This window comes from Lentzea sp. NPDC051208 (assembly GCF_040682435.1).
In the GTDB taxonomy this organism is placed as follows: domain Bacteria; phylum Actinomycetota; class Actinomycetes; order Mycobacteriales; family Pseudonocardiaceae; genus Lentzea; species Lentzea kristufekii.
Genome location: NZ_JBFBAW010000017.1, coordinates 15,210 through 30,101, shown reverse-complemented (window position 1 = coordinate 30,101; position 14,892 = coordinate 15,210). Strand labels below are relative to the sequence as shown.

15 protein-coding genes and 1 riboswitch are annotated in these 14,892 nt (G+C 69.9%); of the genes, 8 read left to right on the top strand and 7 right to left on the bottom strand.

Annotated features, from left to right (window positions below; genetic code table 11):
* Positions 1 to 146 precede the first annotated feature (146 nt).
* A complete protein-coding gene (locus AB0M48_RS33960; RefSeq protein WP_363849681.1) occupies positions 147 to 1,247 on the top strand; it encodes a S1 family peptidase in 1,101 nt (366 codons plus the stop codon).
* 169 nt (positions 1,248 to 1,416) lie between these two features.
* On the opposite strand, the gene AB0M48_RS33955 is transcribed toward AB0M48_RS33960, so the two are convergent.
* On the bottom strand, positions 1,417 to 1,914 hold the full coding sequence (locus AB0M48_RS33955; RefSeq protein WP_363849679.1) for a MarR family transcriptional regulator: 498 nt from the start codon (positions 1,912 to 1,914) through the stop codon (positions 1,417 to 1,419).
* Between the two features lie 82 nt (positions 1,915 to 1,996).
* Here AB0M48_RS33955 and AB0M48_RS33950 point away from each other — a divergent pair, with 82 nt between their 5' ends.
* Entirely contained in the window at positions 1,997 to 2,884 is an 888-nt protein-coding gene (locus AB0M48_RS33950) for an ABC transporter ATP-binding protein (RefSeq protein WP_363849677.1), read from the top strand.
* The gene (locus AB0M48_RS33945) at positions 2,881 to 4,464 is read left to right on the top strand and encodes an ABC transporter permease (protein ID WP_363849675.1); all 1,584 of its coding nucleotides are present in this window, start codon (positions 2,881 to 2,883) and stop codon (positions 4,462 to 4,464) included. The genes AB0M48_RS33950 and AB0M48_RS33945 overlap by 4 nt, the downstream gene beginning before the upstream one ends.
* On the opposite strand, the gene AB0M48_RS33940 is transcribed toward AB0M48_RS33945, so the two are convergent.
* Both AB0M48_RS33940 and AB0M48_RS33935 read right to left on the bottom strand, forming a co-directional pair.
* Complete coding sequence (locus AB0M48_RS33940) at positions 4,394 to 5,554, bottom strand: MFS transporter (protein WP_363849673.1); 1,161 nt, start codon at positions 5,552 to 5,554, stop codon at positions 4,394 to 4,396. The genes AB0M48_RS33945 and AB0M48_RS33940 overlap by 71 nt on opposite strands.
* Before the next feature lie 161 nt (positions 5,555 to 5,715).
* Complete coding sequence (locus tag AB0M48_RS33935) at positions 5,716 to 6,615, bottom strand: PAC2 family protein (RefSeq protein ID WP_319983123.1); 900 nt, start codon at positions 6,613 to 6,615, stop codon at positions 5,716 to 5,718.
* Positions 6,616 to 6,663: 48 nt separating this feature from the next.
* Between AB0M48_RS33935 and metH the strand changes: the two genes are divergently transcribed.
* Complete coding sequence (metH, locus tag AB0M48_RS33930; protein WP_363849671.1) at positions 6,664 to 10,203, top strand: methionine synthase; 3,540 nt, start codon at positions 6,664 to 6,666, stop codon at positions 10,201 to 10,203.
* Positions 10,196 to 10,855 (top strand): HAD family phosphatase, encoded by a 660-nt coding sequence (locus tag AB0M48_RS33925; RefSeq protein WP_363849669.1) that lies wholly within the window; start codon positions 10,196 to 10,198, stop codon positions 10,853 to 10,855. The genes metH and AB0M48_RS33925 overlap by 8 nt, the downstream gene beginning before the upstream one ends.
* A 33-nt stretch (positions 10,856 to 10,888) precedes the next feature.
* Here AB0M48_RS33925 and AB0M48_RS33920 read toward each other — a convergent pair whose 3' ends face one another.
* The 3 genes from AB0M48_RS33920 to AB0M48_RS33910 form a co-directional block, all read right to left on the bottom strand.
* Positions 10,889 to 11,644: a CbtA family protein gene (locus AB0M48_RS33920; protein WP_363849667.1), complete on the bottom strand. Its 756-nt coding sequence runs from the start codon at positions 11,642 to 11,644 to the stop codon at positions 10,889 to 10,891.
* A gap of 21 nt (positions 11,645 to 11,665) precedes the next feature.
* Complete coding sequence (locus AB0M48_RS33915; RefSeq protein ID WP_319983127.1) at positions 11,666 to 11,854, bottom strand: CbtB-domain containing protein; 189 nt, start codon at positions 11,852 to 11,854, stop codon at positions 11,666 to 11,668.
* Between the two features lie 32 nt (positions 11,855 to 11,886).
* Positions 11,887 to 12,076, bottom strand: a riboswitch (cobalamin riboswitch).
* Between the two features lie 34 nt (positions 12,077 to 12,110).
* On the bottom strand, positions 12,111 to 12,761 hold the full coding sequence (locus tag AB0M48_RS33910) for a (2Fe-2S)-binding protein (protein ID WP_363849665.1): 651 nt from the start codon (positions 12,759 to 12,761) through the stop codon (positions 12,111 to 12,113).
* A gap of 107 nt (positions 12,762 to 12,868) precedes the next feature.
* Here AB0M48_RS33910 and AB0M48_RS33905 point away from each other — a divergent pair, with 107 nt between their 5' ends.
* The 3 genes from AB0M48_RS33905 to AB0M48_RS33895 are packed head-to-tail and all read left to right on the top strand — an operon-like array spanning position 12,869 to position 14,315.
* The gene (locus AB0M48_RS33905) at positions 12,869 to 13,132 is read left to right on the top strand and encodes a phosphoribosyl-ATP diphosphatase (protein WP_089912086.1); all 264 of its coding nucleotides are present in this window, start codon (positions 12,869 to 12,871) and stop codon (positions 13,130 to 13,132) included.
* Positions 13,133 to 13,146: 14 nt separating this feature from the next.
* Complete coding sequence (gene hisG, locus AB0M48_RS33900) at positions 13,147 to 14,007, top strand: ATP phosphoribosyltransferase (RefSeq protein WP_266035005.1); 861 nt, start codon at positions 13,147 to 13,149, stop codon at positions 14,005 to 14,007.
* Entirely contained in the window at positions 14,004 to 14,315 is a 312-nt protein-coding gene (locus AB0M48_RS33895) for an antibiotic biosynthesis monooxygenase (protein ID WP_363849662.1), read from the top strand. Before hisG ends, AB0M48_RS33895 begins: the two co-directional genes overlap by 4 nt.
* On the opposite strand, the gene AB0M48_RS33890 is transcribed toward AB0M48_RS33895, so the two are convergent.
* The gene (locus tag AB0M48_RS33890) at positions 14,249 to 14,890 is read right to left on the bottom strand and encodes a phosphoribosyltransferase family protein (RefSeq protein ID WP_363849660.1); all 642 of its coding nucleotides are present in this window, start codon (positions 14,888 to 14,890) and stop codon (positions 14,249 to 14,251) included. The genes AB0M48_RS33895 and AB0M48_RS33890 overlap by 67 nt on opposite strands.
* Between the last annotated feature and the right edge of the window lie 2 nt (positions 14,891 to 14,892).

Here is a 14,892-nt window from a genome sequence, read left to right as displayed (position 1 = left end):
ACTGATCGGGCAGTTCGCCGCCTGGGGACGCCATTCATCCGGTGTCGTGCGCGCTGTGTTGCAGCACAGCTGATCTCCTCATCGCGGTTGCCCGGTCCGGCGTTACACCGGCCCTGCACAAAACCGAAGACCAAGGAGAACTGCCTATGAAGCGCATGGCTGTCGCGGCTGTGGCCGTGCTGACGGGTGCACTCGCGACGACGGTCTCCCCTGTCGCCGTCGCCGCACCGCAACCGTCGGCTGACCTGCTCGCCGCGATGCAGCGCGACCTGGGGCTGGACGCCACGCAGGCGGCGGAGAGGCTGCGCCAGGAGAGCGCGGCCACGGCCCTGCAGCGGGTCGCGGAAGGGTTCGCCGGCGAGAGCTACGGCGGCGCGTGGTTCGACGCGTCCATCGGCAAGCTCGTCGTCGGCGTGACCGACGCGGCCAAGACCGACCGGCTCCGCAGGCTCGGCGCGGAGCCCCGCACGGTCGCGCACAAGGCGAGCGACCTCGACGCGGCCAAGGCGAAGCTGGACGCGTCGCAGGCCCCGGCCGAGGTCACCGGCTGGTACGTCGACACGAGGGCGAACGCGGTCACGATCACCGTCAAGCGTGGTCAGACCCAGGCGGCGCAGGCGCTGGTGGAGAAGGCGGGCTCGGTCGCGAAGGTCGTCGAGACCGACGAGGCGCCGCGGCTGTTCAAGGACACCCGCGGTGGCGACGCCTACTACATCAACAACGCCGGACGCTGCTCCGTGGGCTTCGCGGTCACGGGCGGCTTCGTCACCGCCGGGCACTGCGGTTCGCCCGGCGACACGGTGACCGGCGTCGACAAGACGGCGATGGGCGAGTTCGAGAAGTCGTCCTTCCCGGGCAACGACTACGCGTTCGTCAGGACCAACTCGTCGTGGACGTCCACGCCCAAGGTCAACCACTACGGCGGCGCGGACGTGATCGTCTCCGGCAACACCGAGTCCGCGGTCGGCGCCTCGATCTGCCGTTCCGGCTCGACCACGGGCTGGCACTGCGGTGAGGTCCAGGCCAAGAGCCAGACCGTGAACTACCAGGAGGGCTCGGTCAGCGGCCTCACGCGCACGAACGTGTGCGCGGAGCCCGGTGACTCGGGTGGCTCGTGGGTCAGCGGCACGCAGGCGCAGGGCGTCACCTCGGGCGGCTCCGGCAACTGCACCAGCGGCGGCACGACCTACTACCAGCCGGTCAACGAGATCCTCCAGACCTACGGCCTGACGCTCACCACGGGCTGATCACCTGAAGTGACGACAAAGGGGCGGCATCACCCGAACGGGTGGTGCCGCCCCTGTCGTCATCTCGCCCGGCGGGCCGTGCCGGGCACCGGGCATCCGGTGGAACTCGGCGGCGTTGCGCCGCGCGAACGTGGCCGGCTCGGCCGGATGCCGGAGCAAGATCGTGGGGCTAGCCCCGGTGCTCTTCCAGCCACTTTTCGCGGTGCGCGCGCCAGCGGTCCAGCATCGAGCCGAGCTCGCCGTGCACGAAGCGGAAGAACTCGCGCGTCTCGTCGAGCCGTGCCCCCGCGTCGGAGTCCGCGCCGAGCGCCTCGACGCCCTCGGCGAGCACCTCGTCGATCATGCCGAGCATCTGGTCCTTGCGGAACGTCGCCTCGTACCAGACGTTGTCGCGCATCCGGTAGACGTCGCGGCGTGATCCTGGCTCGCGCTCGCGGCTGACGATCTGGACGGTGGTCAGGTAGCGCACCGCGCCCGAGACCGCCGCAGGGGAGATCTGCAGCAGGTCGGCGATCTCGGCCGCGGTGAGCCGTCCTGAGTCCGTCGTCAGCAGGGCCGCGAGGATGCGAGCCGGCATGCGGGGCACGCCGGTGTCCGCCAGGATCCCGCCGAACCGCTCGACGAACTGGCTCACCGCCTGCGTGTCACGGTCCGTAGTACTCGTCACGGCGGCATCATCCCTTTCGTCAGCCGATCGGGCAAAATTTACATGCTTCACGAAGTTGTGAAAGAAGTGTAGCTTACCCGCCATGACATCTGCGATATCCGTGTCGGGCCTGGTGAAGACCTTCGGCCCGACGCGCGCGCTGGACGACCTGAACCTGGACGTCCAGACCGGTGAGGTGCACGGCTTCCTGGGCCCGAACGGCGCCGGCAAGTCGACGGCGATCCGTGTGCTCCTCGGCCTGCTGCGTGCCGACTCCGGCACCGCGCGGCTGCTCGGCGGCGACCCGTGGAAGGACACCGCGGCCCTGCACCGCCGCCTCGCCTACGTCCCCGGCGACGTCAACCTCTGGCCCAACCTGACCGGTGGCGAGGTCATCGACCTGCTCGGACGGCTCCGCGGCGGCCTGAACAAGGCCCGCCGCGCCGAGCTCCTGGAGCGCTTCGAACTGGACCCGCGAAAGAAGGGCCGCACCTACTCCAAGGGCAACCGGCAGAAGGTCGCGCTGGTCGCCGCCCTGTCGAGCGACGTCGAACTGCTGATCCTCGACGAGCCGACCTCGGGCCTCGACCCGTTGATGGAGGCGGTCTTCCAGGACTGCATCAACGACGAACGCCGGCGCGGCCGCACGGTGCTGCTGTCCAGCCACATCCTCGCCGAGGTCGAGGCCCTGTGCGACCGGGTGAGCATCATCCGCAACGGTCACATCGTCGAGACCGGCACGCTCGCCGACCTGCGGCACCTCACCCGCACGTCGATCTCCGCCGAGCTCGCGGGCCCGCCCGACGGCCTCGCGGACCTCGCCGGTGTGCACGACCTGGTCGCCGAGGGCAACCGGGTCAGGTTCGAGGTCGACTCGGACGAGCTCGACCCCGTCCTCAAGCAGCTCGTGTCGACGGGCGTGCGCACGCTGACCTCCCAGCCGCCCACGCTGGAAGAGCTGTTCCTGCGCCACTACGAGGACGCGAAATGATCGGCACCGGGCAACTCGTCCGCCTGGCGCTGCGCCGCGACCGGATCCTGCTGCCGGTCTGGGTGCTCTTCCTCGTCGGCGTCACCTACTCGACGACGACCGCACTCGAAGAGCTGTACGCCACGCAGCAGTCCCGCGACCTGCTCGGCGTCACCGCGAACGCGAACTCCGCCTTCCTGGCGATGCTCGGCCCGCTGCACGACTGGTCGTCGCTGGGCGGCCTGGTGGTGTGGCGCTGGGGCGTCTTCTCCGGGCTGTTCATCGCGATCATGGCCATGCTGGTCGTCACCCGGCACACGCGCGCGGAGGAAGAGGCGGGCCGCACCGAGCTCATCGCCGCCACGGTCGTCGGACGGCACGCGCCGCTCGCCGCCGCGGTGATCGTCGCGGGCGGCACGAGCCTGCTGATCGGGCTGCTGCAGGCCCTGGCACTGATCGGCAAGGGCCTGGACCCGGCGGGCGCGTTCGCGTTCGGCCTCTCCACGGCGAGCGTGGGGCTGGTGTTCACCGCCGTCAGCGCGTTCACCGCGCAGCTCTCGGAGAACTCACGCGTGTCCAACGCCCTCGCGGGCGGGTTCCTCGGCGTGACCTACCTGCTGCGCGCGGCGGGCGACGCGGCCGGGGAGTCGGGGCCGCAGTGGCTGACCTGGTTCTCGCCGATCGGCTGGACCGAGCACGTGCGGTCCTTCGGGGACGACAGGTTCTGGGTGCTGCTGCTCCCGCTGGCGGCGTTCGTCCTGCTGACGGGCGTCTCCGCGTACATCGTCACCCGACGCGACGTGGGACTCGGTCTGTTCGCCGCCCGGCCGGGCCCGCCGCAGGGCACGATCGGCAGCCCGTTCGGACTGGCGTGGCGGCTGCAGAAGGGCTCGCTGATCGGCTGGTCCCTCGCGTTGTTCGCGGTGGGCGTGATCTACGGCAGCGTCGCGCAGGCCGTCGGGCAGATGGTGCAGGACAACCCGGCGCTCGGGCAGATCGTCAGCAAGATCGGCGGGGCCGACGCGATGGTCGACGCGTTCTTCGCGACCGTCACCCAGCTGCTCGGGCTGATCTCGTCGATCTACCTCGTGCAGGCGGTCCTGCGGCTGCGGTCGGAGGAGACGTCGTTCCGCGCGGAGCCGATCCTCGCCACGCCGGTCTCGCGCTGGGGCTGGGTGGCCTCGCACGCGGTGTTCGCCCTGGTGGGCGGCGCGGTCGTGCTGGCGGCGTCCGGCCTCGGCCTGGGCCTCGTCTACGGGGTGCAGACGAACGACCTGGGCACCGTCCTGCCGCAGATGCTCGGCGCGGCACTGGCCCAGCTCCCGGCCGCGTGGGTGATCGCAGGCGTGGCGCTGCTGCTGTTCGGGTTGTTCCCGCAGTTCACGGGCGTGAGCTGGGCGGTGGTGTCGGTGGCGCTGGTGCTCACGCTGCTCGGCCCCGCGCTGCAGCTCGACCAGTGGATGATCGACATCTCGCCGTTCACGCACGTCCCGAAGTACCCGGACATCACCTTCGGGCCGCTCGCGTGGCTCACCGTGGTGGCGGTGGTGCTCCTGGCGGCGGGGTTCGCCGGATTCCGCCGGCGCGACCTGACCACGTGACGATCGCGGGCACGGTCACGAGCAGCGCAGCCGGGACGAGGAACCCCAGCAGCGGATGCGACTGGTAGAGCGGGACGAACGCCAGCGGGGCCGCGGCGGCGCCCATGAAGCGCAGTGACTGCACGACGCTGACGCTGCCGCCCCTGTTGGCGCTGCCGTTCTGCAGCACCAGCGCGTTGAGACTCACCAGCACGCCCTGCGCGGCGGCTCCGGTCAGCGCCCACGCGACGACCGCGACCGCCGCGATCGGCGTCGTGCCCACCGCGGCGACGAGCCCCGCGCCCAGCGTCGCGCCGACGACGACCGTGGTGGCGGCACCGAACCTGTCGATGGCCTTGCCGATCTGCCGCGCGGTCAGGAACCCGACGATGCCGAAACCGGTGAGCAGCACGCCGCGCTCACCCGCGCCGAGGCCGAACACGTCGTCCAGCCGGAACGCCACGAGGAACGACAGCCCGCCCAGGCACCCCCAGCAGACGAAGGCGATGAGCGCGGGCCGCAGGGTGCTCGGCACGAACGCGCTGCGCAGACTCGCGTCGCGCTCCGGTTCGGCCTCCGTCCGCGGCACGCCCAGGACCGCGAGTGCGACGGCGACCACCGCGATGACCACGAACGCCAGCCGCCAGTCGACCTCGGCGGTGAGCCCGCCGACGAGCGGCGCGGACGTCTGCCCGGCCGCCTGCATCGATCCGAACAGCCCCAGCGCCCGGCCGAGCTTCTCCCTCGGCGTCGAGGCGGCGATCACCGCCAGCAGCACCGGCGTCGTGAACGAGTTCGCCGCGCCCTGCAACGCGCGGGACGCCAGCAGCACCTCGAAGCTCCAGGAGCAGGTGGCCAGCACGGACGTCAGCGCGTAGGCGACGTAGGCGATCCGGATGGTCCGTTGTGGACCCCAGCGCTGCGCGAGCGTGCCGGAGGCCAGCATCAGCACCGCGAACGGCACGAGGTAGAAGGTGAGCGTCGAGGCGGCACTGCCCGCCGACCGCCCGAAGCTGTCGCCGATCTCGGGCAGGATCGAGGTGGTCACGGCGCCGCCGAACGGCCCGATCAAGGCGCCCGCGTACAACCCGGCGCGTGCCAACCGTCCCACGGACACCTCCGCCGCTCACCCTATGCGGTGAGCGGCGGGAACCACCGGAAAGTGGTTGTTGTCGCTAAGTTTCTGTCCGCGGCTGCCCAGCGGTGAAAAGCCGCCCCGGGTCCGAAGACCTGGGACGGCTCTGACCTGCGCTTCGTGGCGTCTGCCGAAACCTAGCGAGGGCCAGGCGACGGCCAGCCCGGACCACGGCCGCGGCGGCGCAGGTAGCGCTCGAACTCCGCGGCGATGTCGTCACCCGACGCCTCGGTGATCTGCAGCTCCGCGTCGCCGCGCTCCTCCAGGGCGCGCACGTAGTTGCGCACGTCCTCGTCCTCGTCGGCCATCTCGGAGACCGTGCGCTCCCACTCCTCGGCCTGCTCCGGCAGCGCGCCGAGCGGGACCTCGATGTCGAGCACCTCCTCGACCCGGTGCAGCAGGGCCAGCGTGGCCTTGGGGGAGGGCGGCTGCGAGACGTAGTGCGGCACGGCGGCCCAGAACGAGATCGCCGGGATGCCCGCCTGCACGCACGCGTCCTGGAACACGCCGACGATGCCGGTCGGGCCCTCGTACTTCGAGTGCTCCAGGCCGAACTTCTCGGCGGCGTCCGCGTCGTAGGCCGTGCCGGTGACCGGGACCGGGCGCGTGTGGGGCGTGTCCATGAGCAGCGCGCCCAGCGTCACCACCGTCGTCACCCCGAGGGCGTCGATGTGGCCCAGCAGTTCGGCGGCGAACTTGCGCCACCGCATGTTCGGCTCGATGCCGTGCACGAGGATCACGTCCACGTCCGAGCCGGGGGGCCTGCACACCGACAGCCGCGTCGTCGGCCAGTCGACCCTGCGGGTGACGCCGTCCACCATGCGGACGCTGGGGCGCGTCACCTGGAAGTCGTAGTAGTCGTCCGGGTCGATCTCGGCGAGCGGGGTGGCGTCCCAGGTGAGTTGGAGGTGTTCGATCGCGGTGCTCGCGGCGTCGCCGGCGTCGTTCCACCCTTCGAACGCACAGACCATGATCGGAGCCGTGAGCGGGATGCGCGGGTTCGAGGGGGTCGGGGATTCCTGGGACGGATCGTTCACGGCGCCAGACTACGGGTTCGGTCAGTCAACTCATCGTAGGCTTGGCCCATGCGTGATCGCGGAGAGTCGCCGTTGCTGGAAGCGCTGGTGAACCGTGTTGTCGTCGCTGACGGGGCCATGGGCACGATGCTTCAGTCCGTTGACCTCACCCTCGACGACTTCAACGGTCTCGAGGGCTGCAACGAGATCCTGAACGTCACCCGCCCGGACGTCGTGAAGTCGGTGCATCGCGGTTATCTCGAAGTCGGCTGCGATGCCGTGGAAACGAACACGTTCGGTGCGAATCTCGCGAACCTGGCCGAGTACGACATCCCGGACCAGATCTTCCACCTGTCCGAGCGCGGTGCCGCTCTCGCGAGGGAGGTGGCGGACGAGTTCAGCACGTCCGGGAACCCCCGGTTCGTGCTCGGTTCCGTCGGTCCCGGCACGAAACTGCCGACGCTCGGCCACGCTCCCTATGCGACGTTGCGCGACGCCTACCAGGAGCAGTGCAAGGGCCTGCTCGTCGGCGGGGTGGACGCGATCATCGTCGAGACCTCGCAGGACCTGCTGCAGACCAAGGCGTCCATCGTCGGCGCCAAGCGCGCGATGACGGCCGAGGGCCGGTTCGTCCCCGTCATCGCCCAGGTGACCGTCGAGACGACCGGCACGATGCTGCTCGGCTCGGAGATCGGTGCCGCGCTGACCGCGCTGGAGCCGCTGGGCATCGACCTGATCGGGCTGAACTGCGCCACCGGCCCCGCCGAGATGAGCGAGCACCTGCGGACGCTCTCGAAGCACGCGCGCGTCCCGTTGTCGGTGATGCCGAACGCCGGCCTGCCCGAACTGGGCCCGCACGGCGCGGTCTACCCGTTGTCGCCGGAGGAACTGGCCCAGGCGCTGGCGGGCTTCGTCCGCGAGTTCGGCGCGCGGCTCGTCGGCGGCTGCTGCGGCACGACGTCCGAGCACCTGCGCCAGGTGGCCGACGCGGTGCGCGACCTCGGCCCGTCGTCGCGCCGGCCCCGGCCGGAGCCCGGTGTGTCCTCTCTGTACCAGGCCGTCCCGTTCAAACAGGACGCTTCGGTGCTGATGATCGGTGAGCGCACGAACGCCAACGGCTCCAAGGCGTTCCGCGAGGCGATGCTCGCGGAGAAGTGGGAGGACTGCATCGAGATCGCGCGCGACCAGACGCGCGAGGGTGCCCACCTGATCGACCTCTGCGTCGACTACGTGGGCCGCGACGGCGAGGCGGACATGCGCGCGCTGGCCTCGCGGCTGGCCACCGCGTCGACGTTGCCGATCGTGCTCGACTCCACCGAACCGGCGGTGCTGCAGGCCGGTCTGGAGTGCCTCGGCGGCCGCAGCGCCGTCAACTCGGTCAACTACGAGGACGGCGACGGCCCCGACTCCCGCTTCCAGAAGATCATGCGGCTCGTCTCCGAGCACGGCGCGGCGGTCGTGGCGCTGTGCATCGACGAGGAGGGCCAGGCCCGCACGGCCGAGTGGAAGGTCCGCGTCGCCACCCGGCTGATCGAGGACCTGACGACGAACTGGGGCATGCGGGTCAACGACATCATCGTCGACTGCCTGACGTTCCCGATCTCCACCGGCCAGGAGGAGGTGCGCCGCGACGCCGTCGAGACGATCGAGGCGATCCGCGAGCTCAAGCGCCGTTATCCGGACGTGCAAACGACTCTGGGCCTGTCGAACGTCTCCTTCGGACTCAACCCGGCCGCGCGCCAGGTGCTGAACTCCGTGTTCCTGCACGAATGCGTGCAGGCGGGCCTCGACACCGCGATCGTGCACGCCTCCAAGATCGTGCCGATGGCGCGCATCCCCGACGAGCACCGCGCGGTGGCGCTGGACCTGGTCTACGACCGCCGCCGCGAGGGGTACGACCCGCTGCAGAAGCTGATGGAGCTGTTCGAGGGCGTCACCACGAAGTCGAACTCCGCCACGCGGGCCGAGGAACTGGCCGCGCTGCCGTTGTTCGAACGCCTGCAGCGCCGGATCGTCGACGGCGAGCGCAACGGCCTGGAGGCCGACCTGGACGCCGCGCTGGACGAGCGGCCCGCGCTGCAGATCATCAACGACACGTTGCTCGCCGGCATGAAGACCGTGGGCGAGCTGTTCGGCTCCGGCCAGATGCAGCTGCCGTTCGTGCTGCAGTCCGCCGAGGTCATGAAGACCGCCGTCGCCCACCTCGAACCGCACATGGAACGGTCCGACGACGGCGGCAAGGGCCGGATCGTGCTCGCCACCGTGAAGGGCGACGTCCACGACATCGGCAAGAACCTCGTCGACATCATCCTGTCCAACAACGGCTACGAGGTCGTGAACATCGGCATCAAGCAACCGATCAACACGATCCTGGAGGCCGCGGAGGAGCACCGCGCGGACGCGATCGGCATGTCCGGCCTGCTGGTCAAGTCGACCGTGATCATGAAGGAGAACCTCGAGGAGATGAACTCCCGGGGTGTCGCCGCGCGGTGGCCGGTGCTGCTGGGCGGCGCTGCCCTGACGCGGGCGTACGTCGAGAACGACCTGACGGAGATGTACCTCGGCGAAGTCCGCTACGCCCGGGACGCCTTCGAGGGCCTGCGGCTGATGGACGCGATCATGGCGGCCAAGCGCGGCGAGACCCCGATGGTGGATTCCGAGAGCCAGGCGAAGGTGCTGGAGCGCAAGTCCCGCCGCGAACGGTCGCTGCGCATCGCGGCGGCCCGCAAAGCGGCTGCGGGGGAAGAAGAAGTCGTGACCGGCCGCTCCGACGTGGCCGCCGACAACCCGATCCCGGCTCCGCCGTTCTGGGGCAGCCGGGTCGTGAAGGGCATCCCGGTCGCGGAGTACTCGGCGTTGCTGGACGAGCGTGCGACCTTCATGGGCCAGTGGGGCCTGAAGGGCGCGCGCGGCGGCGGCCCGACCTACGAGGAGCTGGTCGAGACCGAGGGCCGCCCACGCCTGCGGTACTGGATGGAACGCCTTGCCACGGAAGGTGTTCTTGCCCACGCCGCCGTCGTCTACGGCTACTTCCCGTGCGTCTCCGACGGCGAGGACCTGGTGATCCTGGAGGAGCCGTCGGCGGACGCCGCCGAGCGCTTCCGGTTCACCTTTCCGCGCCAGAAAAGGGATCGACGCCTTTGCCTGTCCGACTTCTGGCGTGCGCGGGAGTCGGGCGAGGTCGACGTGATCGCGTTCCACCTCGTGACGATGGGGCAGCCGATCGCCGACTACGCGAACGAACTGTTCGCCAAGAACGCGTATCGTGAGTACCTGGAAGTCCACGGACTGGGGGTCCAGCTCACCGAGGCGCTGGCCGAGTACTGGCACAAGCGGGTCCGCGAGGAACTCGTGTGGCCGACGGGCGGCACTGTCGCCGCCGAGGACCCGGCCGACGTCGAGGAGTACTTCAAACTCGGCTACCGGGGTGCGCGTTACTCGTTCGGCTACGGCGCCTGCCCCGACATGGAAGACCGCCGGCGCGTCGTCGAGCTCCTGGAGCCGTCGCGCATCGGGGTCTCGCTGTCCGAGGAACTCCAGCTACACCCGGAACAGTCCACCGACGCCTTCGTGGCGCACCATCCGGAGGCGAAGTACTTCAATGTCTGACCTGCATGCTGTCCTGTGGGACATGGACGGGACGCTGCTGGACTCCGAGAAGCTGTGGGACATCCCGCTCTACGAGTACGCGGAGAAGCTCGGCGGTGTCCTGTCGCTGGAGACCCGCGAACGCATGGTCGGCAGCAACGTGGCCACCACGATGCGCCTGCTGTTCGCCGACGTCGGCATCGAGCCCACCGAGGCGGACATGGCCGACGGCGCCGCGTGGATCTCGCGCCGCACCGAGGAGGTGTTCCGCGCCGGGCTGCCGTGGCGTCCGGGCGCCCAGGAAGCCCTGCGGGCCGTGCGCGCGTCGGGTGTGCCGATGGCGCTGGTGACGTCGACCGAGCGCTCGCTGACCGAGGTCGCGCTGGACACGATCGGGCGGGACCTGTTCGACGTGACCGTGTGCGGTGACGAGGTGGACGGGCTCAACAAGCCGCTGCCCGAGCCGTACCTCAAGGCGGCCAGGCTGCTGGGCGTGGACCCGGCGCGTTGCGTCGCGATCGAGGACTCGCCCACCGGGGTGGCCGCGGCCGTCGCCGCCGGGTGCACCGTGCTGGTCGTGCCCTGCGACGTCGAGGTCGAGGCGGGGGAGCGGCGGATCTTCCGCGACTCGCTCGTGGGCGTGGACGCCGACGTGCTGAAGGCCCTTCAGTAGGTGGTGGGGGTGGCCGCGAGGCCACCCCCACCATTACGCGACTGCGGCCTTCTCGGCGGTCTTGGCCCTGCGGGTGGCCGGGTCGATGAGCAGGCCGAACACCACGCCGATGCCGACGTAGAGCGTGGCGAGCTGGGCGAGCGAGCTGAGGCGGAACTGCCACAGGACGTTCACCGGCATGTCCGCGGGGATCGTGTCCGGCGGCGCGGGGAACGCCAGCAGCACCACCGCGGTGGCCGCGGCCACCGCGAGGAGCACGGCCGTCGTCCGCACCGGCTGCGACTGCGCGCGCAGCCGCTCGGCGAGCCAGCTCGCGGCCCACACGATCACCAGACCGGCCACCACCACACCGAGGTAGAGCGCGGTCCGGTAGTTCACCGTCGTCGGGTCGCCCACGGCGGGCGGGTTGGCGGGGTACTTGAGCCACGGCAGCAGCGCCACGGCACCGAACACCGCGGCACCGAACGCGAAGCTGCGGCTGAACGGCGTGCTGCCGGTGAACCAGCGCTTCGACAGCGCGTAGGCCGTGGCGAACACCAGGCCCACCGCGATGCCGACGATCACCACGCCGAGCATGCCGCCCACGACCTGGGCGCCACGGCTGACCAGTTCGTCCCCGCCACCGTGCGAGTGGCCGGCTTCCTCACCGGCGGGTGCCCGTGCCTCCTCGACCGCGAGCGCGGCACGAATCGGGATCTCGGTCACCAGGAGCTGCACCAGCGCGGACGCGACACCGGCGATACCGCCGGCCGCGACTCCGCGCAGTGCCAGAGACCTGTACGTCGTCATGTGCCTGATCCGGGGATCGGATCAGTGGCACGGAACGCCGAGCGCGTGGCGCCCGTCGTGGAAGAACTCGTGCAGCATCTCGGAACCCGCGCCGAGCGCGAGGCCGTTCTCCTGCAGGACCAGGTAGGTGACGATCAGGCCGAGCAGTGACACGGCGAAGGCCCATTTGGGCACGCGGACGGCGGACAGGCTTGCTGCGGGGCTCGTCATGACGGGCTCCTCCATACCTCGTGGAAGGTCAACTCTCCTTGCGGCGCCGCAGCCGGTCTCCTGACTCCCGGATCAACGCTGCCCCCGCGTCTTCCCAGTCCCGGCGGGGACCAGTGACGTGCTCGGCGGGGATCGCTTCCCGGTCACAGTGGCGAGGACCGCGCCGGATTCTCACCGGCTTCCCGTCACTGCGGCGCGTGCACCGTAAGTTGATCGGCCTGGTAAGCACAACCGGCCATAAGAGTTGTTGCGTTCCTCACTTCACGAGTGGACAGTCACCACACTTCCCACCTGCGGCGACGCGATAGTAGAGACAACAGCTCCTGCGCCGGAAAGTGACTTCGCCGGGAAAAGTGATGAATTCTCCCGCCTGTTCGAACGGGGGCGCGCTCATGAGCCGTTCGCCTCGTTCTTCCGCTTCCTCGGCGGTGAGCATCCGTGCGCGAACAACCATTTTGAGCGCGCCCGCGATGTTCGACATGGCGTTGCCCCACAGCAGTCCGCGCGCCACCGGGGTGACCCGCTGAATCGCTTCCACCACTGGTTCGAGCGCTTCCGCGGCCTGCGGGCCCAGTCGCGGCTGGTCGATGCGGACGCTCAGGCCGTTCGCCGGGTGGTGCTGCCACCACAGGTTCTCCGGGCGCACGTCGATCGGGATGTTCGCGGCCGTGAGCGGACTGAGCAGCCGTGCCGTGTAGCTGAGGAAGAACAGGCTGGCCGCCACGCGTGGTTCCTCCGCTTTGTACCGGTTCGCGATGGCGTCGATCGTGGTTTTGAGCGCCGGGCCCTCCAGCAGTGCCGTTCCCGGCAGCCAGGAATCGTCGGGACGGCCCACGTCGAGGGCGAAGAAGGGGTTGATTCCGCGCACCCGGCGCAGCGCTTCGAGGACCTCGGCGAACTCAGACACGAAGTTCACGCTACTGGGTGTCCATGCAGGACAGATCACGTCCACGGCCTGGGACAGATGCGACCGCGGTGTGGACGGGGGTGGCCGGGATGGGAGGATGTGGAGCCGTGAAGACCTTCGATTCCCTGTTCGCTGAGCTGACCGAACGAGCCGCCACCAAGCCGGAGGGATCCGGCACCGTCGCCGCGCTCGAGGCCGGGGTCCATGCGCAGGGGAAGAAGGTCCTGGAGGAGGCGGGCGAGGTCTGGATCGCCGCCGAGTACGAGTCCGACGAGAAGCTCTCCGAAGAGATCTCGCAGCTGCTCTACCGCCTCCAGGTGCTCATGCTCGGCCGTGGCCTCACCCTCGAAGACGTCTACAAGTACCTCTGACGGAAGACTTTCACATGCTGCGCGTTGCAGTCCCGAACAAGGGCGCGCTCGCTGAACGCGCCTCCGCCATGCTCACCGAGGCCGGGTACCGGCAGCGGCACGAGCCGCGCGATCTGACCGTGCTCGACAACAACAACGAGGTCGAGTTCTTCTTCCTGCGTCCCAAGGACATCGCGATCTACGTGGCGTCCGGCGACCTGGACCTCGGCATCACCGGCCGTGACCTGGCCGCCGACTCGGGCGCCGACGACAACGGCTCGTCCGTCGAGGAGCTGCTCGCGCTGGGCTTCGGCTCGTCGACCTTCCGCTACGCCGGGCCTCGCGGCACGGACTGGAAGGTCTCCGACCTCGAGGGCAAGCGCCTCGCCACGGCGTACCCGAAGCTCGTGGGCCGCGACCTCAAGGCCCGCGGCATCACCGCCAAGGTGATCCGCCTCGACGGCGCCGTGGAGATCTCGATCCAGCTGGGCGTGGCCGACCTGATCGCCGACGTGGTGGGCTCCGGCCGCACCCTGCGCCAGCACGACCTGGTGGCGTTCGGCGAGCCGATCTGCGAGTCCGAGGCGGTCCTCATCCACCGCAACGGCTCGGAGCTCACGGCCGCCAAGAAGCAGCTGACGGCCCGTCTGCAGGGCGTCGTGTTCGCGCAGCAGTACCTGATGCTCGACTATGACTGCCCGCGTTCGCTCCTCGACGCCGCGATCGCGCTGACCCCGGGCCTGGAGTCACCGACCGTCGCGCCGCTGGCCAACCCGGACTGGGCGGCCGTGCGGGCGATGGTGTCGCGCAAGGAGGCGAACAAGGTGATGGACGAGCTGGCCGCGATCGGCGCCAAGGCCGTGCTGGCCTCGGACATCAGGTTCTGCCGGCTGTGATCACCGAGCACGCCCTGCTGGACGTGCTGCCGGGTAGTGCCGAGGAGTTCGAGTGGGCGTTCGGCGAGGCGCGGGAGCTGATCTCCGCCTCGCCGGGCTTCCGCGGCCTGGAACTGCTGCGCTGCCTGGAGACGCCGTCGCGCTACCTGCTGCTCGTGCGCTGGGACACGGTCGAATCGCACACCGTGGGCTTCCGGCAGGGACCTTCGTACGAGCGGTGGTCAGCCTTGCTGCACCGCTTCTACTTGCCGTTCCCGGTCGTGTCGCACTTCGAGAGCGCGTTGAGCACCTCTTCGTCCGTGGTCTGATCGAAGCTCTCGTACCAGCGGCTCACGGCCTGGAAGCGCTTCGGCGTGAGGACGGCGATCACTCTCGTCCTGAAGGTGCCGAGGGATTCTCTCGCGGCCACCGGGACGGCCAGGGTGACGCTCCGCGGTTCGCGCTGGGCGATCCAGTGGAGCGCTGCTCTGGCGGTGACGCCGGTGGCCAGGCCGTCGTCCACGAGGATCACGTCGCGGTTTCTTATGGTGAGTGGCTTGTCGCCGCGGTAGAGGGCCGTGCGCCGTTTCGCTTCGGCTCGTTCTACGTCGCAGGTGCGGCCCAGTTGCTCTTCGGTGAGGTTCAGGGCTCTGAGCACCCTCGGGTCGTAGATGGGTTCGCTGTCCGCGGTGACGGCGCCTACGCCGTACTCGGGGTGGCCGGGGGCACCGATCTTGCGCGCCACGACCACGTCCAGTTCGGCGTTGAGGTGTTGTGCGATCTCTTTCGCCACTGGGACGCCGCCTCTCGGCAGGCCTAGGACCAGCGGGTCGTGCCACGGGAGGTCCGCGAGTCGCGCGGCGAGGGCGCGGCCCGCTTCCTGCCGGTTCGCGAACCTCTTCACAG